Origin of the sequence: Citrobacter sp. CFNIH10 (assembly GCF_002934585.1) — a bacterium.
GTDB classification, from domain to species: Bacteria; Pseudomonadota; Gammaproteobacteria; order Enterobacterales; family Enterobacteriaceae; genus Citrobacter_A; species Citrobacter_A amalonaticus.
In genome coordinates this window covers 3,084,795-3,105,969 of sequence record NZ_CP026216.1, presented here as the reverse complement: position 1 = coordinate 3,105,969, position 21,175 = coordinate 3,084,795, and the positions used below count along the sequence as shown (strand labels likewise).

At 52.2% G+C, this 21,175-nt stretch carries 31 protein-coding genes; 7 read left to right on the top strand and 24 right to left on the bottom strand.

Annotated elements, in window-relative coordinates; translation table 11 throughout:
* Window positions 1-16: 16 nt before the first annotated feature.
* From C2U53_RS18530 to C2U53_RS18470, 13 genes are all read right to left on the bottom strand, one after another.
* The gene (locus C2U53_RS18530; RefSeq protein ID WP_104446253.1) at window positions 17-274 is read right to left on the bottom strand and encodes a putative phage tail assembly chaperone; all 258 of its coding nucleotides are present in this window, start codon (window positions 272-274) and stop codon (window positions 17-19) included.
* Window positions 261-494: a hypothetical protein gene (locus C2U53_RS30350; protein ID WP_104446900.1), complete on the bottom strand. Its 234-nt coding sequence runs from the start codon at window positions 492-494 to the stop codon at window positions 261-263. The genes C2U53_RS18530 and C2U53_RS30350 overlap by 14 nt, the downstream gene beginning before the upstream one ends.
* Complete coding sequence (locus tag C2U53_RS18520; protein WP_104446252.1) at window positions 421-753, bottom strand: hypothetical protein; 333 nt, start codon at window positions 751-753, stop codon at window positions 421-423. The genes C2U53_RS30350 and C2U53_RS18520 overlap by 74 nt, the downstream gene beginning before the upstream one ends.
* Window positions 753-1,094, bottom strand: coding sequence for a M15 family metallopeptidase (locus C2U53_RS18515; protein ID WP_104446251.1), 342 nt, complete (start codon window positions 1,092-1,094; stop codon window positions 753-755). Before C2U53_RS18515 ends, C2U53_RS18520 begins: the two co-directional genes overlap by 1 nt.
* Entirely contained in the window at window positions 1,091-1,384 is a 294-nt protein-coding gene (locus C2U53_RS18510; RefSeq protein ID WP_104446250.1) for a phage holin family protein, read from the bottom strand. The genes C2U53_RS18515 and C2U53_RS18510 overlap by 4 nt, the downstream gene beginning before the upstream one ends.
* Window positions 1,385-1,393: 9 nt before the next feature.
* Window positions 1,394-1,849, bottom strand: a complete 456-nt coding sequence (locus C2U53_RS18505; RefSeq protein ID WP_104446249.1) for a phage protein — start codon at window positions 1,847-1,849, stop codon at window positions 1,394-1,396.
* Window positions 1,846-2,973, bottom strand: a complete 1,128-nt coding sequence (locus C2U53_RS18500) for a DUF2586 domain-containing protein (RefSeq protein ID WP_104446248.1) — start codon at window positions 2,971-2,973, stop codon at window positions 1,846-1,848. Before C2U53_RS18500 ends, C2U53_RS18505 begins: the two co-directional genes overlap by 4 nt.
* Window positions 2,970-3,677: a hypothetical protein gene (locus C2U53_RS18495; protein WP_104446247.1), complete on the bottom strand. Its 708-nt coding sequence runs from the start codon at window positions 3,675-3,677 to the stop codon at window positions 2,970-2,972. Before C2U53_RS18495 ends, C2U53_RS18500 begins: the two co-directional genes overlap by 4 nt.
* Window positions 3,674-4,186 carry a phage tail protein gene (locus C2U53_RS18490; protein WP_104446246.1) on the bottom strand — a complete coding sequence of 171 codons (513 nt, stop codon included), beginning with the start codon at window positions 4,184-4,186 and terminating at the stop codon, window positions 3,674-3,676. The genes C2U53_RS18495 and C2U53_RS18490 overlap by 4 nt, the downstream gene beginning before the upstream one ends.
* Window positions 4,183-4,635 carry a head completion/stabilization protein gene (locus C2U53_RS18485; RefSeq protein ID WP_104446245.1) on the bottom strand — a complete coding sequence of 151 codons (453 nt, stop codon included), beginning with the start codon at window positions 4,633-4,635 and terminating at the stop codon, window positions 4,183-4,185. Before C2U53_RS18485 ends, C2U53_RS18490 begins: the two co-directional genes overlap by 4 nt.
* Before the next feature lie 97 nt (window positions 4,636-4,732).
* Entirely contained in the window at window positions 4,733-5,434 is a 702-nt protein-coding gene (gpM, locus tag C2U53_RS18480; protein ID WP_104446244.1) for a phage terminase small subunit, read from the bottom strand.
* Between the two features lie 3 nt (window positions 5,435-5,437).
* Window positions 5,438-6,460 (bottom strand): phage major capsid protein, P2 family, encoded by a 1,023-nt coding sequence (locus C2U53_RS18475; RefSeq protein WP_104446243.1) that lies wholly within the window; start codon window positions 6,458-6,460, stop codon window positions 5,438-5,440.
* Between the two features lie 60 nt (window positions 6,461-6,520).
* Window positions 6,521-7,321, bottom strand: coding sequence for a GPO family capsid scaffolding protein (locus tag C2U53_RS18470; protein ID WP_104446242.1), 801 nt, complete (start codon window positions 7,319-7,321; stop codon window positions 6,521-6,523).
* Window positions 7,322-7,493: 172 nt separating this feature from the next.
* Between C2U53_RS18470 and C2U53_RS18465 the strand changes: the two genes are divergently transcribed.
* The 3 genes from C2U53_RS18465 to C2U53_RS18455 are packed head-to-tail and all read left to right on the top strand — an operon-like array spanning window position 7,494 to window position 10,635.
* Complete coding sequence (locus tag C2U53_RS18465; RefSeq protein WP_104446241.1) at window positions 7,494-9,269, top strand: terminase large subunit domain-containing protein; 1,776 nt, start codon at window positions 7,494-7,496, stop codon at window positions 9,267-9,269.
* Window positions 9,266-10,315, top strand: a complete 1,050-nt coding sequence (locus C2U53_RS18460; protein ID WP_104446240.1) for a phage portal protein — start codon at window positions 9,266-9,268, stop codon at window positions 10,313-10,315. The genes C2U53_RS18465 and C2U53_RS18460 overlap by 4 nt, the downstream gene beginning before the upstream one ends.
* On the top strand, window positions 10,312-10,635 hold the full coding sequence (locus C2U53_RS18455; protein WP_104446239.1) for an ogr/Delta-like zinc finger family protein: 324 nt from the start codon (window positions 10,312-10,314) through the stop codon (window positions 10,633-10,635). Before C2U53_RS18460 ends, C2U53_RS18455 begins: the two co-directional genes overlap by 4 nt.
* A 311-nt stretch (window positions 10,636-10,946) precedes the next feature.
* On the opposite strand, the gene C2U53_RS18445 is transcribed toward C2U53_RS18455, so the two are convergent.
* The 10 genes from C2U53_RS18445 to C2U53_RS18405 form a co-directional block, all read right to left on the bottom strand.
* A complete protein-coding gene (locus C2U53_RS18445; RefSeq protein WP_104446237.1) occupies window positions 10,947-12,971 on the bottom strand; it encodes a replication endonuclease in 2,025 nt (674 codons plus the stop codon).
* Window positions 12,968-13,771, bottom strand: a complete 804-nt coding sequence (locus C2U53_RS18440) for a Dam family site-specific DNA-(adenine-N6)-methyltransferase (protein ID WP_104446236.1) — start codon at window positions 13,769-13,771, stop codon at window positions 12,968-12,970. The genes C2U53_RS18445 and C2U53_RS18440 overlap by 4 nt, the downstream gene beginning before the upstream one ends.
* Window positions 13,761-14,090, bottom strand: coding sequence for a DUF3850 domain-containing protein (locus C2U53_RS18435; protein WP_104446899.1), 330 nt, complete (start codon window positions 14,088-14,090; stop codon window positions 13,761-13,763). The genes C2U53_RS18440 and C2U53_RS18435 overlap by 11 nt, the downstream gene beginning before the upstream one ends.
* A complete protein-coding gene (locus C2U53_RS29975) occupies window positions 14,080-14,238 on the bottom strand; it encodes a hypothetical protein (RefSeq protein WP_172740581.1) in 159 nt (52 codons plus the stop codon). Before C2U53_RS29975 ends, C2U53_RS18435 begins: the two co-directional genes overlap by 11 nt.
* Window positions 14,229-14,462 (bottom strand): DUF2732 family protein, encoded by a 234-nt coding sequence (locus C2U53_RS18430; protein ID WP_104446235.1) that lies wholly within the window; start codon window positions 14,460-14,462, stop codon window positions 14,229-14,231. The genes C2U53_RS29975 and C2U53_RS18430 overlap by 10 nt, the downstream gene beginning before the upstream one ends.
* 64 nt (window positions 14,463-14,526) lie before the next feature.
* The gene (locus C2U53_RS18425; protein WP_104446234.1) at window positions 14,527-14,928 is read right to left on the bottom strand and encodes a hypothetical protein; all 402 of its coding nucleotides are present in this window, start codon (window positions 14,926-14,928) and stop codon (window positions 14,527-14,529) included.
* Window positions 14,925-15,365, bottom strand: coding sequence for a hypothetical protein (locus tag C2U53_RS18420; protein WP_104446233.1), 441 nt, complete (start codon window positions 15,363-15,365; stop codon window positions 14,925-14,927). The genes C2U53_RS18425 and C2U53_RS18420 overlap by 4 nt, the downstream gene beginning before the upstream one ends.
* Window positions 15,355-15,582, bottom strand: coding sequence for a phage filamentation protein Fil family protein (locus tag C2U53_RS18415; protein ID WP_104446232.1), 228 nt, complete (start codon window positions 15,580-15,582; stop codon window positions 15,355-15,357). The genes C2U53_RS18420 and C2U53_RS18415 overlap by 11 nt, the downstream gene beginning before the upstream one ends.
* Before the next feature lie 9 nt (window positions 15,583-15,591).
* Window positions 15,592-16,095: a phage regulatory CII family protein gene (locus tag C2U53_RS18410; protein WP_104446231.1), complete on the bottom strand. Its 504-nt coding sequence runs from the start codon at window positions 16,093-16,095 to the stop codon at window positions 15,592-15,594.
* 32 nt (window positions 16,096-16,127) lie between these two features.
* Entirely contained in the window at window positions 16,128-16,349 is a 222-nt protein-coding gene (locus tag C2U53_RS18405; RefSeq protein WP_104446230.1) for a regulator, read from the bottom strand.
* Window positions 16,350-16,484: 135 nt separating this feature from the next.
* On the opposite strand from C2U53_RS18405, the gene C2U53_RS18400 reads away from it, so the two are divergent.
* Both C2U53_RS18400 and C2U53_RS18395 read left to right on the top strand, forming a co-directional pair.
* Complete coding sequence (locus C2U53_RS18400; protein ID WP_104446229.1) at window positions 16,485-17,105, top strand: phage repressor protein CI; 621 nt, start codon at window positions 16,485-16,487, stop codon at window positions 17,103-17,105.
* A gap of 76 nt (window positions 17,106-17,181) precedes the next feature.
* Window positions 17,182-18,231 (top strand): tyrosine-type recombinase/integrase, encoded by a 1,050-nt coding sequence (locus C2U53_RS18395; RefSeq protein WP_104446228.1) that lies wholly within the window; start codon window positions 17,182-17,184, stop codon window positions 18,229-18,231.
* Window positions 18,232-18,456: 225 nt separating this feature from the next.
* Here the strand turns inward: C2U53_RS18395 and C2U53_RS18390 are convergent, their stop codons facing one another.
* On the bottom strand, window positions 18,457-18,996 hold the full coding sequence (locus C2U53_RS18390; RefSeq protein ID WP_054177094.1) for a TetR/AcrR family transcriptional regulator: 540 nt from the start codon (window positions 18,994-18,996) through the stop codon (window positions 18,457-18,459).
* 81 nt (window positions 18,997-19,077) lie between these two features.
* Here C2U53_RS18390 and C2U53_RS18385 point away from each other — a divergent pair, with 81 nt between their 5' ends.
* The gene (locus tag C2U53_RS18385; protein ID WP_043001242.1) at window positions 19,078-20,286 is read left to right on the top strand and encodes an MFS transporter; all 1,209 of its coding nucleotides are present in this window, start codon (window positions 19,078-19,080) and stop codon (window positions 20,284-20,286) included.
* Window positions 20,287-21,099 (top strand): Cof-type HAD-IIB family hydrolase, encoded by an 813-nt coding sequence (locus C2U53_RS18380; RefSeq protein WP_043001243.1) that lies wholly within the window; start codon window positions 20,287-20,289, stop codon window positions 21,097-21,099.
* Window positions 21,100-21,175: the final 76 nt, after the last annotated feature.

Here is a 21,175-nt window from a genome sequence, read left to right as displayed (position 1 = left end):
CTCCGGACTCGATTGTTTAGTTTTTTACTTCAATTTCCAGCTCAGGCGCGTAAATTTCATTAATTTTTCCAGCAAGCTGAAGCGCTGCGCCCGGACGTTTTAAAATTTCCGCCAGCGCGTCTTTACTTTCTGGCGCAACAATACGGTTAAGGTAGTTATGCGCAGGCGACACTTTGTTATCCATCGCCATTTCATTAATGAATTTGTTGTAAGCGGTCTGGTTCGGTTCAAAAGCAATATCCACACCGCAAACTACCAGTTTAATTTTTTCCATTTAATAAATTCTCTCGTAGATTAATTTCATCAATTAGCTGGTTATGACGCGCAGCGCACTGCCCGTATATATCCAGATAAATAATTAACAGCTCTGCAGCGTCACGTCCCGTTGTTCCGGTCAGGCGCGGCAGCTGCGCGGCGCACTTAGTTTTCAGGTTTTCCTGATAACGTACGTTCGGCGCTGGCGGCGGCTTCGTTGTACATGCCGACAAACTCAGCAGACAGGCAAACGTTAGTGAATACCGGCTTAACCACTTCAGTGCGTATTTCACGCGGTGGCGCATTTTTCAAAGCCTCCAGCTGGTTTTCCAGTTTTCTCCCCGATTCGCTGGCCACATCAGCCAACTTTTTGCCGGTGGCGGTGGCCGTCTTGCTAATGGCCAGATCGATACTGTCACGCTGCCAGGTTGCCACCTTCCAGCCTCCGGCAAATGCCAGCACACAAAGCACTACAGCGACCACGGCCACACGGTTCATCAGCGCACCCCGTTATGTTCGAGGCTAAAGTGATTGCCGTCAGGGTTGGATTTAAAGCGCCCGCCCCAGCTGCCGCCGATGGATTCCCAGAACTCACCCAACGGCCGGTAATCTTCGGTGCGAGTCATGTACTGGCCATTAATGAACAAATTAAAGTCAACGGCCAGACGCTGGGTATGCAGGCTATTTGAAATACCGCTGCCCTTTTTCGCATTCAGCGCCGCCTGTTCCGGCGTTCGGTAGGCTTCACCAAACGTCAGGCGATAGCCTTTTTCTTCTGCCCAATGGATCAGATTGCCAATCATCACCGTAAACAGCTGCTGCTTTTCGCCTAACGTCATTGTTTATCGCTCCCCGTACTTTTCCCCGCCGCGCGGCGGCGTAACCACAATTCAACGGCCTGATAACCGGCAATCCCCAACGCCGCCCCCAGCCCCTGTACCGCCAGCGGACTGGCATCAGGGATCTGAATCAGCACGGCACCGGCAATCACTGCCACAAAGCTGCCCAGGATAACGCGGCTGATAAACAGGCGCGGTGTGATGGGGTCATTGCTGGCCAGCACTTTGGCCACAGCGATTAACGCGCCCATAATCAACAGCGAATAAAGGCTCTTTTCATGCTCCTGCATCCCTTCCCCTTAACCGATCAGGTTTTCAGTGGCTTCCGCTTCCAGATACGGGACACCGTTGATGTTTACGAATTTCGGACTGGTCACGAAATACTTAATTTTGTGCGTGGTGACACTGCCGCCCTTCGGATCGATATCCAACAGGTTGGACAGCTGCAGCTTATTGCCGAACGTTTCCACCTTGATTTCCTCGCTTCCAGCTTTCGCGTAAAAGAGAAAATCAACCGGCGCAATACCGCGCCACGAACCGGCTGCGCGGGCTTTTGCCGTCAGCACCTGCAGTACCTTCGTGCTAACTTCAATTTCCCCTTCTGCCGACACATCACCATCAGTGTGGCCATCAGGTACACCACGGGTCTGCGCGGCGGCGGTGTTATCGGTAATATCGAGAGAAATTTTCTCAATATGGATAAGATCGCCATCCATATAAGAGTCAAACGACTGGCCAGAAATGCGTTTGCTCATGCAGTAGCCTCCAGGCTGGCATCCAGCATCAGATTGATAGTGATCTGCAGCGGCACTTCATACGTGCGCACCACAATGTAAATATCCACCGCCTTTTTGCTCTTCCAGACAATGGTCACATCCCCATCCTGCGGCGGCTTCACTTCGCCAGGGAACGACACGCCATTTATGCTAGTGGCGGTGGACATTTCGCGCAGTGGCTTCATGAACAGCGACTGATTCGCCGCAATACTGCCCGGTGTACTGTTCAGCGCACGGTCTGCAATCTTGCTGATTGCCAGCAGGCGGATGCGGCGCGCGGCTTTATCGGCAATACGCAGCGTTTCGATGGATTGATAATCCCCGCCTTCAACGTCCAGCGTGCGGCCGTCAGCCCAATAAAAGCCGTCGTAATCCGGGTACCACATCGGCACACTGAAACGCTGCATTTCCAGCGCCTGAAGCGTGGCCAGCTCCAGCACTTCCCCTGCACCATCCACCGGCAGTTCATCACTGCCCAGGCTTACCAGCGCACCGGTTTTTACACGAGCCGGGCTATCGGCAATCGTCACAGCGCGATTGCAAAGACGGCCAGCCAGCACGGCGGGATCATTACCCCACAAACGCGGAACCAGCTGAATGGCCTTTTCTGCAATGCCATCCTGCAGCGTGGACATACGCACCAGGTAATCAGCCTGCGCTTCATCTTCCTGCATCCCCTGGATGGCGAGGATGAACCACACCCAGCGGCCGTACTTCGCAATCAGTTCCGAGCGCAGAGCAATCGCCTGGTTAATGGTGGCTTTCGTCGAAACATCGTCAGACAGCAGCACACCTTCAACAGAGCAAGACACCTGTGCTGCTCTTACCGCATCCACCCATGCATCCGGCTCCGCATCGACAGCCAGTACATGGATGAACCCCCACCAGTTCTGGCCAGCGTTCGACACTGCCGCCATCACATCGCTTTTCAGCTGGCTGTCACTTTCGCCCAGCAGCTTGTCAAAATCGCTCTGGGTGTTAACCGCCAGCGTTTTGCCTACGTTCACAGCGCCTTTCCCGACAAACAGCACACAGCGTTCAACTTCGTTAGTCTCGCCCTGCAGCTGGTTAATCTGGTTAACGCCAACAATTGGCCAGGTCATGCTTTCCCCTTAATATCCTGCGCGTTCACGTTCCAGCCGTAGCCAATGGCCTGCAGCTGCCGCGCCAGCGCTTTGTTAAATTCATCATCTGACATACCCAAAAATACGCGGGCAGGCAGATCGATAGTCCAGCTGGTTTTCACCGTTTTACCGCTCAGCTTCCTGATCAGCAGCCCCGCCTGGTCATAGGGCATTGAGGCGGTTATTTCGCCCAGGGTTGGCTTTTTCCAGCGCTTCCCCCTGCGTACCTGATACCCCAGCGCGCGCAATTTCTTTGCCTGCGCGGCCGTTGCCAGTTTTCCCGGCTGGCCTTTCTGCGACTGGCTGGCGCGGTTTACCCGCACATGCATTCCGTTTTGCTGGGCATAGCCCACGGTGCCAGCGGGTACAGGTTTTTCCCCGTTCCGATACCCACCGCCCTGCAGGTAGATTCTTACAGCCTGCATTTCCGGCATTTCCCGGATGTGCAGCAGCTTCGGCATATTGCGCAGCATCTTCCCTTTGCGCTTTGTTTTACGCCCTGGCCACGCAGTGCCATCCGGTGCGGCCTGATTGCGCACATTGCGCTTTGCTGCTGCGATAACGCCATATTTGGCCATTCGCCACAGCAGGCGCTGTCGCTTACGTGGTGGCAGCTCCATATCTGCCAGCGCCTTGCGCAGCTCAGCCAGCTGTTTTTTATTCAGCTCGCCGCCCGCAATCATTCCGCTTCACCAAGTGGCGCACCGGCCTGATCCACGGCGTACATATTGCCGGTGACTGCCGTCCAGATTTCAGTACTGGCCAGCGACCAGCGTTTACCCTCCCACGGGATAGCGCCGTTTTTGTCCTCACGGATCACCAGCTCTTCCGCCATTGGCACGGTCAGCACGATAGTGGCCGTTTCTTCGTCCTCCACCGTGACATCCCACTGCGGATCGGTTTCCGTTATCCCGACATCATCAAACAAATCGCGATCGGCCTCATCCAGCCACACGGCCATCAGCGCCATCAGCAGCTGCGGCGCGCACAGCCGATACGGGAAACGCTCCCAGCTCAGCACCGCGTCATAACGGATAACCGCCAGCCGGTACTGCTCCAGCCCCAAATCCTTAGCGGCCGGTATGAACTCCATTTCATCCAGTACGCTGTCAAAGCGCTGCATGGCCCGCCCTGGTACGCTCTGCTTAAAAAATGCGGTCAGTTTTTCAAGCTGCGTTTGTGTCTCGCTCATACCTTTTTCACCGTTGCGCGTTTAAGCCCTTTCATGCGACGGATCACCACCGAAGATTCCGCCAGCAGCCCGGCGCGGGTTTCCGGGCTTTCCTGCCCTGGATGGCTATCACGCCGCCCCACAGTGGCAAATTCCCCCATCAAATCCGCCTTTCCCCTGGCAAACACCGCTTTGGTGTACTGCGCGCACAGGCCATTCAGCCCGGCCATTTTTACCCCTGGCACATCTGCCGCCAGGGCGTAACCCTTTGCGCGCCAGCTGGCTTCAACGTTCTCCAGCTCGGCATTCACCTCCACTGCAGCGGCAAGCAGCGCCTGCGCTATAGTGGCGGCGGCAATATCAGACGGCAGTGACCGCTGTTCCTGAAAATCTTTGAGATTCAGATCTGGCCAAAAGCCGTTATTCGTTAGCGGTTCATCCTGGTAATCCAGTGGCTTGCCACTAAACATAAAATCTCCCGAAAAAGGCGGGCTGGCCGGTTTCCACGGCGCAGATGCACGGTCTGTGCGCTGCCCTCCACCGCGCCCGCCTGGCTTGCGGTAGTCGTTAACCCTGCGTCAATTTGCGCAGACGTGCGGCAATAGTCTGCCGGGCGGTTTTCACGCCAATTCTGAAATAATGCTTTTCAGCGATAGCCAGCAGCTGATCGGCCTTTTCCAGCGTTTCCACATCATCCACGGCCGCTGGCGTTTTCTGGCCATCTTCCCCGCGCAGCAGTTCCAGCCCGGCAAACTTGAACCATTTAGCTGTAACCTGCTCATGCAATCGCCAGGTATTCGCCACGCGGTCAAAGGTGCGTGAGAAATACGGTTCAATACTTTCCCCGCGCCCGGCAGACTCCTCCGCCCAGGCCAGCATCGTATCGGCCACAAACGTAGGGAAATTGCTGCGCAGCCGTTCCGGCGTGGCCTGCTGCTGGCTGATTGCGATATCAGCCCAATCCAGCGCCTTTTCCAGATCGCCCACGTCAAACAGCCAGATCACACACCAGGCCAGTATCGGGTTGGCGTAGTTCTGCTCGCTGGCCAGATAGGCTTCCACAGTAGGCATCCAGCGCGGCAGCAGCACATCACGCTTTAACACGACGCGATCAGCTATCACCGGCAGGCTTCTGGCCAATTCCACATCTTTTTCAAGCGCGGCAAGCAGTACATGCATGCTTTCGCTGCTATCCACTGCCTGGCTTTGTTTCAGGCGCTGTTCCGTGGCGATACGCTGGCTATGCCGTTGCGCGGGAGAAAGTACCATTTATCAGCCCTCCGGTTGTTCTGAGACCGTACCGATAGTTACCGCGCTTTCATCAATTGCGGCGTACAGCTCCGGCTCTTCAACCGCATAGCCTTCGTTGCGCAGATATTTGTTTTCGTACTGCTTACGGTCTTCAACAAACTCCGCTTTACGCTGGCGCGTGTTGCGCTGGGTGTAGATGTGCAGGTTACTCAGCGGCGTAACCACCATGCGTTTACCCGGCATGAACGGCGGGATAATGGCCTTACGGCCTGCAATAGTGCTGCCCAGCATCTGCGCCGCAATCTTCTCAGATGGACGGTCTGCAGCCTGATACAGTCGATACTGTTCCGCCGCCACCAGGTCAGCGCCAACCAGCACCACCAGGCGCGGGTCATTACGGAACTGTGCCGGGATTTTGGTGTTAATCAGATCAGATGCCATTGCATCAAGGCCGCGGTAGTCGCCTTTGTCGTCCAGCACAATCGGATCGGTCATAATCTGATTGCCATCGTTGAAAGACTTCATGCGGGCATGCCAGCCAATATTCACGTCCTCGCCCATCGGGTTTGCAGTCGGATCAGTGGTCTTAGCCACGCTGGTACCGTTGAAACCGATGCGCAGCATATCCAGCGCAAACGCCTGATTAGAGAAGGTCTGAACCAGGTTGAAAAACTCATTTTCTTCACGCCCGGCGTTAGCCCAAACAGAAAGCAAATCCCAGCGCAGCGCGGCACAGCTGTCAGTTTCAACCAGCTTGTAATCATTACCATCAACACCCACACGACGCATAAAACGCCCGGACTCATTACGGCCGGTGTGCAGCGCAGAAGAACCCACGGAAATAACCTGGCCGGACAACTGATCCACATCGGCGCAGGTAATCATGTTCAGGAATTCGACAGCCTCCAGCAGCGCCAGCCGCAGGCTAGTTTCTTGCGGATCGGTTAACGAAAAATAAAGGCTGGCATCTTCCTGACCGTAACTTTCAGCCAGACCGGAGCAATATTGCTTCATCAGGCTTCGTGCACGTTGATTTAAAAACATAAAACTCCCTCGCTATAACGCGATAAATTAGTTAGTCGTTAAGGTGTTACGCGTGGCGAATTAGATGTATTTGAATTTGCCTGCTTTCCCCGGAATATTGCGTGATTTATTACCACCGGGCTTTTTATCCAGAGCGCTAAAACGTTTAACGATTTCAGATGCATTATCGCGAATAGCGGAAAATTCTTCTGTATCCACGACCTCAGCAATTGTATCTACATCTTCCGATACAGAATTCAGCTGGGTTTCAATTTTACCCACGCGGCCTTCAAGCTCATTAAGAGCGCTAGCCAGTGCCTGAAGTTTATCATCACTCGCTGGCGCATCTTCCGGTGGCGTTTCATCTTCAAACTTCGGCTTAATACCAAACAATTTCTGCCAGTTCTTCATCTTCTCTTCCTGTTTAATTTTGCCATCTTGGGAAATTACGCAACTGTAATATCCCCGTTTCGATAATTTACGCCGCGTGCTAAAGCGCAGCCGTGTAGTGCCAACACTGGCGGGTGTATCAGTCACCGCCAGCCCCTTCAGGTATGTACGCCCGCTGCCGCGCCAGTTCTCTTCCGGTTCGATAGAGAAGAAAAGCAGCTGATCTTCATGATTGGCAAAAATCAGGCGCATATTCGGGCAAAGGCTTACATACAAACGAGCTAGCCCATCATCACCATCGTGCCAGGTGGCTTCCAGCACCTCACCAAAATTGCCACAATCATCTTCATGCTCTGGCCAGATTAATGCGACGTAGTGGCTATAGTCGTAGGTTTCCCCCATATCAATAATCCACTGCCGCTTAATATCCCGCCCATCAACGGTGTCCCCTTCGGTAGCAACACACAGCCAATCAGTTTTTAAATGCGACACATATTTCCTCCCCTGCCGATTTACTGAATATCCTGCTGTGAATTGAATTATTGCGAATTAAACCCGGCAGCGCATTACGCTTTATTCTGTTCAGTTCGGTTATACGCCATTACCGAACAGTCACGAATTAACCCCGCCGTTTTTTATCTCTGGCCACGGCATAATTAAATCTATGGCTAAATACTCAGAAGAATTAAAAGGCGTTGCGCGCGCTCTTTACCTGCGCCGCTATACACCTAAAGAAATTGCATCAGAATTAAATCTGCCGAATGCGCGGATCGTTTACTACTGGGCAGAAAAAAACGGCTGGGCTAATTTGCTCAGCCACGAAAGCACAGAAGAGGCGATTGAACGCCGCTACCAGCTGCTGGCCAGCCGCGACAATAAAACCGATCTCGACTTAAAAGAAATGGATTTGCTGATTGCCCACGCCACTAAGCTGCGCGCACAAAGCAATAAGCATAAAGAGAAGATGGCCACCGGCCAGGGGAACGGGCAAGCAGCTGCGCCGCGCGACTGTGACGACGACGAACCGCGCAGTAAGCGCAAATACAAGAAAAATGATATTTCATCACTTACACAGGACGATTTCGACACCTGGGCAGACGAGCATCTTTTTGGTTATCAGAAGCACCTTCGCCAGAACATTGGCCAGGCGGTGCGCAATATCCTGAAAAGCCGCCAGATCGGCGCAACCTGGTACTTTGCATTTGAAGCGTTTGAAAATGCGGTCATGACCGGCGATCCGCAAATCTTCCTGTCAGCGTCAAAAGCACAGGCGGAGGTTTTCCGCTCTTACATCGTCAACATTGCAGAGCAGTATTTTGGCATCACTCTGACCGGCAACCCGATCCGCTTAAGCAACGGCGCAGAACTGCGTTTTCTTTCCACCAACAAAAACACCGCGCAGTCATACAGTGGCCATTTGTACTGTGATGAATATTTTTGGGTGCCAAACTTTGCGCGCCTGAACGAAGTGGCCAGCGCAATGGCCACACACGACAAATGGCGCACCACCTATTTTTCCACGCCGTCCGCCAAAACGCACCAGGCGTACCCGTTCTGGACGGGTGAAGAGTGGAAACAGGGCAGCAAGAAACGTAGCGCCATCAAATTTCCGTTATTCGATGAAATGCGCAACGGTGGCCGACTCTGCCCGGATGGCCAATGGCGCTACATCATCACGATGGAGGACGCGATCGCCGGTGGCTTCAACCTGGCCAACATTGAGAAGCTGCGGAACCGGTACAACGAAACCACATTCAACATGCTCTATATGTGCGTTTTCGTGGACAGCAAAGATTCTGTTTTCAGTTTCTCCGACCTGGAAGCCTGCGGCGTTGAAATTGAGACCTGGCAGGATCACGACCCGAACGCGGCGCGGCCGTTCGGTAATCGGCCGGTATGGGGTGGCTTTGACCCGGCGCGCAGCGGTGATTTGTCCTGTTTTGTGATAATCGCGCCACCTGAACTGGCGGCGGAAAAATTCCGCGTACTGGCCGTATTCAACTGGAAGGGTATGAACTTCCGCTGGCAGGCAAAGCAGATCGAAACCCTGTTCAAAAAATACAACTTCACCTATCTGGGGGTTGATGTGACCGGCATCGGCCAGGGCGTTTTTGACAACATCCAACACTTTGCCATGCGCGTGGCCGTTCCGATTCGCTACGACCTGAACACCAAAAACCAGCTGGTACTGAAAGCCGCCGATGTGGTCGAAAGCCAGCGTATTGAATGGGATAAAAACCTGAAAGAGATCCCGGCCAGCTTTATGGCCATTCGTCGCACCACCACGCAAAGCGGCAATGCAATGACCTTTGTCGCAGACCGCAGCCCCGAAACTGGCCACGCGGAATCATTCTGGGCGATTACTCACGCCCTGCACAATGAACCGCTGAACTATGAAAATAAACCAAAATCCCGATGGGGAGTGAAGAAGGCAGCATGAAGAAAAAGAAATTTGTGAAACGCGGGCAGCGCGCCGAACCGTCAAAAAAAATGAGCATCATTTCTTTCGGCAAGCCGGAACCGATTCTGACCACCGGCACGGATTACCGTGATATCTGGTATGACAATGGCGCAGATCATTTCACCCTGCCGATTGACCGGCTGGCGCTGTCACAGCTGATTAACCTGAATGGCCAGCACGGTGGCATCATCCACGCCCGCAAAAACATGATTATGTCCGATTACCAGGGCGGCGGCCTGACGTATGACGAACTGGAAGCAGCAACCTTTGATTTTTTAACCTTTGGCGACGTTGCGATCGCCAAAGTACGTAATGGCTGGGGTGATGTTATCGGGCTGGAAGCGCTGCCCGGTCTATACCTGCGCCGCCGAAAGGTACGCGATGAAGATCGCAACCTGCCAGGTGATTACGTGGTACTGCAGGAAGGTGAGCCACTGATTTACCCGGAAGAGGACATTATTTTTATCAAGATGTATGACCCGCAGCAGCACATTTATGGCCTGCCGGACTACATCGGCGGGATACATTCCGCGCTGCTGAACAGCGAGGCGGTCATTTTCCGCCGCCGCTACTATCACAACGGCGCACACACTGGCGGCATTCTTTATACGCGCGACCCCAGCATGACAGATGAAATGGAAGAAGAGATTGAACAGCAGCTGCGAGACAGCAAAGGGATCGGGAACTTCTCCACCATCCTGGTGAACATTCCAGGTGGAGAAGGTGACGCTATCAAGTTCATTGAAATGGGGGATATTTCCGCAAAGGATGAATTTGCCAGCGTGAAGAACATCAGCGCGCAGGATATTCTGAACGCCCACCGCTTCCCGGCCGGGCTTGCGGGTATCGTTCCGCAGAATACTGCCGGGCTTGGCGACCCTGAAAAAGCAGAGCGCGTGTATAAAAAAAGCGAATCGCGCCCTATCCAGCGACGATTTGCGGCAGCAGTTAACAGCGATCCCGAAATTCCTGCGCGCCTGCACCTGAATTTTGCCGATGAATCAACTGATAAGGGTGCGGCATGAGGCAAAACAGGCTAAAATCCAGGCATAATTTGACGGCCGGAGAATGGAATATGCGCGTACTAAAAATTGAATGCCCGGAATGCGGCGCAAAGGCCATCATTCGTAAAACAAACCGGAAGCACCTGCAGATTGCGGATATTTACTGCGCCTGCTCAGATGTGGAGTGTGGGCATACCTTTGTTATGAATTTGACGTTCTCCCACACTCTTAGCCCCAGCGCTAAAACAGGTGATGCGTTGGTTCAGCAGTTGCTTAACTCACTTTCACCAAACCAAAAGCAAATGGCGCTGGACTTACTTAAAGCCGCTCCCGCTGCGTAAAACGCCCCCGCTCTGGGGGTTCTTTTCTTCATATGCATCCAATTTCTTTTGCAAGTCAGCCGTAAGCTCTCCCAGCCATTCCAACGCAACATCTTTTTCATCTCCAGAACATCGTCCCGTCGTTACCAATTTGGTGAATAAGGCAATACGCCGCAACGCTATAGCTTCAAACAATAAATCCTGCACAAGCATCCTCCCATGCAATCACTGTATGAATATACAGTATACTTTTAAGCTCTAAATGTGAAATGTAATTTTTCAAACCTTGTCTATTAATTGATATATTTCACACAGTTATACGACAAACAGGGCTATCCCCAGCCTGGCCACAGCTCCTGTGATGGTTCTCCTTTCCTTTCTTTCAGGCGCCCATTCCTGTAAATCAGCGCCCCACGGCCATAAATCAGCCCGCCGCCACGCATCAAAATGGCTATTTCATCATCAGAACCAACATAACCCCGTTTATTCAGTTCCAGTTTTAACCGCCTCCGGGCTCCACCCTCCGTACAGTTATTGACAGAACTCCAAGGGTGATTAAGGTCAAGGTCAAAACCAGCCTCCGCTGCCGCTTCGGCCAACTTCGCAACCTTCTGCCACTTCACCAGGCGCGTACAAATCTCTGAATCTGGGATATGCGGTGAATAAACACCCTGGACGCGCTGCACATCCTCTGCATACTCGTTACCCTGTTTTGTAATTTCATAAGCCAGGCGAACGGTCAGATCCTTACGCGCAACAAACGCCCCACCCTGGCATTCGGTGTATGCGCGCCAGTCTCCAACATCAGCAGCAAACCGCACGTTATCCATATCTTCCGTTGCCAGAATCTGCTCTTCCCCGGGAAGGCGGCGCAGCTCGCGCCAGACCGTTACCGGCGCGCCGCCGATTTGCTGAAACTGGCGAATGCGCCAGCGGGATGCCCATGCCGTTACAGATTTGGCCATATCACGCAGGCTTTCTCCGGTTTCATCATCTGTTTCACCGTCCAGGGAAAACCCATCAATATTTTTGGAAATGTATTTCGCGATATAACCGGTGGCCGAACCTTTTTCCGGATCGATAGGCTCAACGTGAAAACGCGCCTTAAGCGCGTGGGGTGTCTGTAACTCTTCTGAATCGGTGATTCTGGCGTAATAGCAAAGAATATCGCGCACCACATCAACATCCTGCGGACGCATAAAAAGTAGCATGTGCCAGTGTGGGGTGCCGTCATGGTGAGGCTCTACAACCCGGAAACCAAAGACATGAATACCTGCCCGGGAGATTGCCGCACGGGCTTTTGCCCATACGCCGCATAAATAGCGCTGGGTGTCCTGCGGGCTGCAGCCGTTCCACTGCGACACAAAGCCGCCCTTGCTATGTACGGCATGGAAGCGTGAAGGCGCTGTGATGGTGTAGAACTCCCCAGCCAGCCCCTCTTCGTTTGCGATATCTTCAAACCCACGCATGCGCACCATTAGTTCACAGCGTCGGATCGCCGGATTGGCCACGCTGCCATGAACCATATCGGCCAGCGATACCCGATCGCCCTGGTCATTAATCAGGTCGAATTTCTTGAAAAACTCCGCATTGCGTTTTTTCTGCTCTATCCACTCGCCCAGGGTGCTGCGGGAAACATACGCACTGGCCGCTTTCTGAACCTGGCCAACGGCGATCGCAAAATGTTCGCGCTGAACATCGCGGGCGCGCTTTAACCGCAGCCGCCACCACTCCGGGGCAATCATGCGCAAAATGCCAGATTCAGCCTTTTGCTGTTCCAGCAGACCTTTGGCCTCAAACTCTTTCCAGTACGGCGGCTGATTGTTCAGCATCAGAGAGCATTCACCCAGATTACGGTAAGCCTCCATAGTTCGCTGATACAGCTCCTTTTCATCATCCGTGCCAACTGGCAACCGGTCAGCAAATTCATACAGACATTCCGCCATCCAGCGCGATACCTGATCGGCCAGCTTTTTCAGGTCTGTGCGGTCAAGGGATGGCAAACGCCCAAGCGCTTTACCAAATGGAAGATCAGAAGCATCAGCGGCCAGGCTATAGCGAGCAGCCACTTTCCGCAGGCGTGGCAATACGTTCCCGCCGATAGTCTTGCGCAGGAACGTATTGGCACGACGACGGCCATCACGGCCAGCCAGTAGCTTTTCGTAGCGGGTGCCAAAATACCCGGCTAACCAGTCGGGTATCTCGTGAAGATATTGTGATCGCCAAGCGTAATCCTGCGGGTTTTTAGCCCACAGACGGCGCTCTGTGATTGTTGCACCTGCAGGCGTACCCGGTGCAAACGTGTCACGCCGCCAACTATCGACGGCATGGCTATTTTCATTAACGGCCAGCGTCATACGCCAGCCTTTAAAATAAGCTCAGCGGCAGTTTTCACGCTATCCGCAGCTGCGCCAACACTACGCGGCGCACTTATGCTTACAGCCTCAAAATCAGCATAAAGAGAACGCACAGTATCCAGATTACTGTTTGAAGCAATAACGCTAATTCCCTTCCCTGCCAGACGGCGGAGTTTACGCGCTAAGCGACCTTGATCCATATGGTTAAAACCGCGCTCATGGTAGGCGGTAAAGTTCCCGGATTCGGTCAAATAAGGCGGATCGCAATAAACCACATCAAACCCATCCCGAACCATATCAAGCGTTTCGGAATAATTTGCGCATACGAAAGTGGCGCGTTTTGCCTTTTCAGCAAACGCTTTTATTTCATCCTCAGGAAAGTAAGGCTTTTTGTATCTGCCATAAGGCACATTGAAACGGCCTGATTTGTTGTAGCGGCACAGGCCGTTAAAACCGTGGCGGTTCAGATAGAGAAACAACGCCGACCGCCATTCTGGATCGTCGTTATGGTTAAAAGAATCTCGGTTATCGTAATAGCCTTGCTCGTTGTTATATTTCTCAAACAGAAGCGCGGTACGGTCAATTAGATCAAACGTATTAGTGGCCGCTTCACGGTAAAACCCAATTAAATCTGGGTTAACGTCTGCAATCAGATATTCGTCATAATCGGTATTCATCATGACGGAACAGGAGCCTGCAAACGGTTCAATCAGGCGCTTACCTTCCGGCAGGTGCTGCTTTAGCTGCGGCATGATTCGGGCTTTGCTGCCAACCCACTTAAGCGGAGTTTTAACGGCCATATTCAACCCCGCTATTCAGCAAGTCAGATACGCCGCCAGATACAACATAGGTTAACGCTTCAAGCGGTGACATTGTGCGGATAGACAGAACCACCCAGCCATCAGTACCCGCGATGACTTCATTTACTGGCAAAACATGGGTAATGGCTGCAGCCCACTCCCGGCCAGTAAATTTGCCGTGTTTCCACTCGCACAGCGAAAGAAGATCGCCCACTTTGTAACCACGGTCATTCTTACGCAGTTCTGCTTTCTTCTGGCCAGCCACAACCGCGTTAAGGTATTTAGGGGCAATCTTTATGGTGTGAATTTTAATGGTCATGTTCATCCTTCCCCCCTTTAATTTCAGCATTGCGGCGTTCACGCAATTCAACCAACCCGGCCAACGTGCGTTTAAGATTCCCGTAAGCTTCCAACTGCCAAATCAAGCGGTTAAGTTCATCATCTGTAAGGCGATTGTTCAGTTCCATGCCGCACCACCTTTGCTACTGATAGCTGCCGCCTCTTCGCGAATCAGCTCAATAATTTCTACGGCGCTCAAACCTTCAATTGCGGCATGGGTGGCCAGCTTATCCAGGCGGGTAGAACACAAATCTGCTGCAGCTGCTTTGCCTTCCTGGGTGGCATTAAGCAACACTTCAAGAAAAGTGCGGCCGGTAGCGGTGTCAGGTCGGTCAGGTTGTTTTCCAAACATTCTGTTTCTCCAGGCAAAAGAATCCCCGGCCATCGAAGCGATGGCCAAAAATTCAGGTGGTTAATTAGTGAAGAAAGACGGTTTTTGTTACGGCGGTGTAGTTCGGTGCCGGTATGCGGTGCAATTCAAACGTATTGCGCCACCACTCCTGGATCAGCGCCTTAATTTCCCCGGCACCCAGCGCGCCAGCTGTATAGAAAATCGCGCGGATTCCTGCGATGGCTTCAATCTGCGATTCCTTATTTTCGGCCTCGCGGTATGCGCAGCACCAGAAGGCTGCATTGATCGCAAGCCAATGGCGCGAGTTAGTCAGGTGCTCAGTGTCATTAAAGAAGAAAGAGTGCAAACCAATGCGATCGCCCTTAACAATGCTTTTGGCCACAAAGGCCATCGCGTAATTATGGGGTACCGCCCATGCGGCAAGCTCCTGCGCCAACATCTTGCTATCAACGGATATAACGGTCATTCCTGAACTCCCTGCTGTTTTGCCAACATGTTTAACACTGCATTTGGTGCAACAACCATTTGCACCTCGCTGGTATGGATTGGATTGCACTTCTGCCGCGGCTCTTGCCGTGCAGCTGTGCGGCGGGAAAAGTCGCTATCACGTAACGAACCGAAACCCTCAAACGTAACGCGCGCATGGGAAATGCCCTGGCGCAGCTGAATCATCGCCCGATAATCGAGGCGCTCGAATAGCTCCCGCCAACTGCAGCGGCTTAATGCTGCTTTGAACACATCCGATCCGGAATTAACGCCAGCAGCGTGAAGCACTACGCCGCGCCATTCCGGTGTTAACTTGTCCCACCAATCCGCCGCTGCGCTGCTGTTACTAAAATGCTTACGGCGAATACGCGCCAGCTGCGCCAGGTTCTTTTCCTGCTGTGTCTGGTTAACGGCCATTGCGCCCCCTTGCAAAACTCAGCAGCGTGACGACCTTAGTTGAAACGAAGCGCAGGACATTGCCGCCTTTCTGTGGCAGGACTGCATCAGCATTGAATTTATAGGTGTGGCCAGGGTTCCAGCGCTGCCCGTTCGGCAGCTCCAGCCAGCCAGTGGAACCGCTGGCCAACTGCGGCGGCGGTGACTGGCGTTTGAGGTAATTAACAAATGGCTTCATGGTTATCCCTCACATCAGGCCAGGTGCACCGCTTGTCATAACTTCGACAGCAACGGTCAGAACTGACGCGGATTGGAAACGGCTTTCGACAGCATACGCCAGCACGGAAAGGCTGCGGATAGCGTCACGAGCACGATCAAGGATTTGGTTCTTACGTTCGGCGGTCATGCGTTCTTCTGATACCGCTTGCCCAGCAATCGCGCCAACGTTGGCGGTAGCTGTCAGCGCGCAATACTGCATATTTTCGCCAGTGGCGTTATTTACCGGCACAGACGGCAGGCAGTTGATTTGGCTTAACAGCCCATCAAGTAAGCGCGCATCTTCTGTAAAGTCGGTAATGGCCAGCAGCTCATCACAGGTAAGGCGATGCGGCTGCAGCGGGTTCAGCTTATTGCGGAGCATCTGCGGACGCATGCCAACGGCAGCGGCCACATCTTCCAGATTGTGTTCCAGCGCAAACACTCGACAAGCGGCATCAAAATGCGCATGTTTAGAAGTCAGGTAATCAAACATAGTCAGTACCCTCTCTGCGTTTCAAAATCGAATCAGTTAAGTACGATGTTGCAACCCGCCAGGGCGTCGATTGTCATGGCCGCGATATTAATCATCACTTTTTCTCGGCCTTTATCTTTACGTAAGCGATGGCGGGGCAAGCGGCCATCCTTCAGCATGGCATCAACGGTATCTTCAGATAACCCGGTTAATTCGATGTATTTCTCTTTCGAGATCGAAGGAACAGGCAGATTGATTGAAATGTTTGTGGCCATAGGGCAAGATTCCTCTTTTGTGCTTTAACCGTGACTAGCGGTGTTAAATGGTGAACAACCTGTTTTGAAATGTTCGCCTGCAAAATAACTTCTCAAATGCGAAGTGTCAACCAATAAGTTTCCCGAGGCGGAATTATGGATCTCAAAACCGGAGGCCAAGCCGTTATAACCAGGCTCCTTGAGGCATATGGATTTAAGACAAGACAGGCTCTATGTAATCAACTCAACGTATCGACCAGCACTATGGGTACACGCTGGATGCGCGATGTGTTCCCTGCTGATTGGGTTGTTCAGTGCTCCATTGAAACGGGCGCATCAGTTGAGTGGCTTTCTTTTGGTAAAGGCGAGATGTTCCCAAATGGAAGTAACGCAGACTCAAATGAAACAAAAAAATCCGCAAATGAAAACTTACTGAGTGATGTTGTTGCTGTACCGCGAAAGAAAATAGTTGATGGCAATCTGTACGATTCAAATTTTTACATGCTAGACAAAGCAATCATTCCTTCAAGTATCACCAAGCCAGTAGTCATTATTGATGATGGGCAGAGTTATATCGCAGAGCAAAACATCAGCGAAATTACAGATGGAACTTGGCTTGTAGAAATTGAAGGCCAGGTAAGCATCAAAGAACTGATACGCATCCCTGTAGGCAAAGTTCGCGTAACCGCATTACCTGGAAGCGCAAGCTTTGAATGTGGGATTAACGACTTAAAACCTCTAGCAAAATGCCACTACTACCTTATGACAGATGTTTAGTAACCACTTAATCAAACATTGACCCTGTTTATTTATACAGTATAAATAACCCCTATTAGTACAATTGGGGGTTACGATGACTGTACGTAAACTAGAAACAGGTAAATGGATTTGTGAATGCTATCCCGCAGGCCGTTCTGGTCGGAGGGTGAGAAAACAGTTTGCCACAAAGGGAGAGGCACTAGCATTCGAGCGCCATACCATGGATGAAACAGCAGCGAAACCGTGGCTGGGCGAAACAGTAGACAGAAGAACCTTAAAAGAGATTGTAGAACTCTGGTACAAACTACACGGTACATCGCTGTCAGCAGGTAAACACGTTTATGAAAAACTACTGCTGATAGTAGACGCGCTGGGCAACCCATTGGCTACATCTCTCACACCTAAAATGTTTGCGCACTACAGAGATAAGCGCCTTACTGGCGAAATTTATTTTAGTGAAAAATGGAAAAACGGCGCAAGCCCGGTAACAGTCAACCTTGAGCAAAGTTATCTAAGCGGTGCATACAGTGAATTAATTAGGTTGGGCGAATGGCAACAACCTAATCCGCTTGAAAACATGCGTAAGTTCACCATTGCTGAAAAGGAAATGGCCTGGCTTACTCACGATCAGATTGCAGAACTCCTGTACGACTGCCAGCGTCAGAACCAACTTTTAACGCTCGTAGTGAAAATATGCCTCAGTACCGGTGCGCGCTGGAGAGAAGCCGTAAACCTCACCAGATCTCAAGTCACAAAGTATCGAATCACTTTTACTCGCACAAAAGGGAAAAAAAACAGAAGCATCCCGATTAGCAAGGAACTGTATGAAGAAATCACAGCGGTGAAGGGCTTCAAATTCTTTGATGATTACTACTTTCAGTTCGCCTCGGTAATGGATAAAACCTCAATTATCCTGCCTCGTGGACAGCTAACGCATGTGCTACGCCACACATTTGCAGCTCACTTTATGATGTCCGGTGGAAACATACTCTCGTTACAAAAAATACTTGGCCACCACGATATAAAAATGACAATGCGCTATGCCCACCTAGCACCTGATCACCTAGAAACAGCTCTAAGGTTTAACCCACTCGCTACAATGAAGAATGGCGACAAGATGGCGGCAGCGGTTGACACTCCCTAATATTCATCACCACTTACTACCCATTTAACTTATTGATTATTATATAAGTACTTGTTTTTCATAACCCATTTATATAAATGGGTTTTTTGTTGCCTGCATTTCTCATCTCCCGTCTTTACCCCCCTCCTCAACCATACTGACTGATGATCGGCATGAAGAGCAGGATCGTGTGGCGCAAGACATTTGTGTCGCCGGGGAGACAACCACTATCGCCCTCAACGATGCTCACCCGGCGATGCGTTTAACCATCCGCAGGATCTCTTCGCGCGTCATCGGCGTCCGGTCAGTCACAAAATGCAACGTCATCCCTTCAATAAAAGCGTCCAGCGCCCGGGCGGTAATAGGATCAAACCACTGCTCAAGCGTTCTCTGACTGGTTTGCATCCAGTCCTGCATCACACTTCTTAGCGTCGGCTTACGATTCATCATCGCGTACAGCTGATACATCAGCTCCATATTATGCGGCGTCGTCACTTCTGAACTGTAAATGAGGGTGGTGATCGATTCGCAGGCCATTTCCGGACCGGTCACCCCGGCAAAAAAATCACGATATTGCTGCGCCATATCGCACGTAAAACGCGTGAACGCTTCTTCAATCAACGAGTCCATACCCTCGAAGTAATACGTCATGGATCCCAGTGGAACCCCTGCACAGCTGGCGATTTTACGATGCGTTACAGCACTGATCCCATGCTCAGCAATTGTCTCCAGAGTAGCCTGAAGTATCCTTTCCCGACGCTGCGGATCGTTTGGTCGTCTGCTCATAAATTCCCCTTCTGATTTATGTACAAATGTACACAAACTTGCTAGTGTTGTCGCTATTGTTGTACTTTTGGTGCTTCCCTGATGACATTGACTTCCTCCCGCAAAGCCCTGCAACGCCGAACCTGGGCGCTTTTTATGTTCTTCTTTTTGCCCGGCTTGCTGATGGCCTCTTGGGCCACGCGCACGCCCGCCATTCGTGACACGCTTTCGGTCTCGACGGCGGAAATGGGGGCCGTACTGTTTGGTCTCTCGATTGGTTCGATGAGCGGCATCCTTTGTTCGGCCTGGCTGGTGAAACGATTTGGCACCCGAAAGGTGATTCGCACCACCATGTCCTGCGCAATTGTAGGGATGCTGGTGCTAAGCCTGGCGCTTTGGCTCACCTCCCCGGTATTGTTCGCGCTGGGCTTAGGTGTATTCGGCGCCAGTTTTGGTTCCGCAGAAGTGGCGATCAATATTGAAGGGGCGGCCGTCGAACGTGAGATGAACAAAACCGTTTTGCCGATGATGCACGGTTTTTACAGCTTCGGCACGTTGGCGGGCGCGGGTATCGGGATGGCACTGACAGCCTTCGGCGTCGCGGCAACCACGCATATTGTACTGGCTTCGCTGGTGGCGATTGCGCCGATTTTTATTGCCATCCAGGCCATTCCTGACGGGACGGGCAAAAACGCCAACGACGGTTCTCATCACCAGGAAAAAGGCGTCCCCTTCTGGCGCGATATTCAGTTGCTGCTGATTGGCGTTGTGGTGCTGGCGATGGCCTTTGCTGAAGGGTCCGCCAACGACTGGCTACCGCTGCTGATGGTCGACGGTCACGGGTTTAGCCCGACATCCGGCTCGCTGATTTACGCAGGGTTCACGCTCGGGATGACCGTCGGGCGCTTTACCGGTGGCTGGTTTATTGACCGTTACAGTCGTGTGGCGGTGGTTCGCGCCAGCGCCCTGATGGGCGCGCTCGGTATTGGTCTGATTATTTTCGTCGACAGCGCCTGGGTGGCCGGCGTCTCTGTGATACTGTGGGGCCTGGGCGCATCGCTCGGTTTCCCGTTAACCATTTCTGCGGCCAGCGACACGGGGCCGGATGCACCGACACGCGTTAGCGTCGTGGCAACCACCGGCTATCTCGCCTTTCTCGTTGGCCCTCCGCTGCTCGGCTACCTCGGCGAACACTACGGTTTACGTAGCGCCATGCTGGTGGTGCTGGCGCTGGTGCTGCTGGCCGCCGTTGTCGCCAGAGCCGTCGCCAAACCAAATTCAACTACGCAAACTGCGATGGAGAAGGGATAAATGGGTATTAAGTTAATTGCAGTCGATATGGATGGCACTTTTCTGAGCGATCAAAAGACCTATAATCGCGAACGTTTTCTTGCACAGTATCAGCAGATGAAAACGCAGGGTATTCGTTTTGCGGTCGCCAGTGGCAATCAGTACTACCAGCTCATCTCTTTCTTTCCTGAGATTGCCCATGAGATCTCCTTTGTCGCCGAAAACGGCGGTTGGGTGGTAAGCGAAGGCCAGGATATCTTTAACGGCGATCTGGCGAAATCCGATTTTACCGCCATCGTTGATCACCTGTTAACCCGCGCCGATGTCGAAATCATCGCCTGCGGTAAGAACAGTGCGTATACCCTGAAAGCGTACAACGACGAGATGAAAGCCACCGCCGGCATGTACTATCACCGCCTCGAATTCGTGGATGATTTCAACAATATCAATGACGTGTTTTTCAAATTTGGCCTGAACATCTCTGATGACCGGATCCCGGAAGTTCAGCAAGCCCTGCACGACGCCATTGGCGATATCATGGTGCCTGTTCACACCGGCTATGGCAGCATCGATCTCATTATCCCCGGCGTACACAAAGCGAACGGGCTGCGCCTGCTCCAGCAGCGTTGGGGAATTGACGATAGTGAAGTCGTGGTGTTTGGGGATGGCGGAAATGATGTTGAAATGCTGCGCCAGGCGGGCTTTAGTTTTGCAATGGAAAATGCGGCAGATACGATTGCGAAGGCCGCGAAATATCGAGCTGGCTCAAACAACAAAGAAGGCGTCCTCGACATCATTGATTGTGTCCTGAAGAACGAAGCGCCATTTAATTAACAACGACTTGCGTTATTCACCAGGCTAAGGTGTTTACACCGCCATCCGATTTTATTGCCTGATGGCGGTGCGCTTA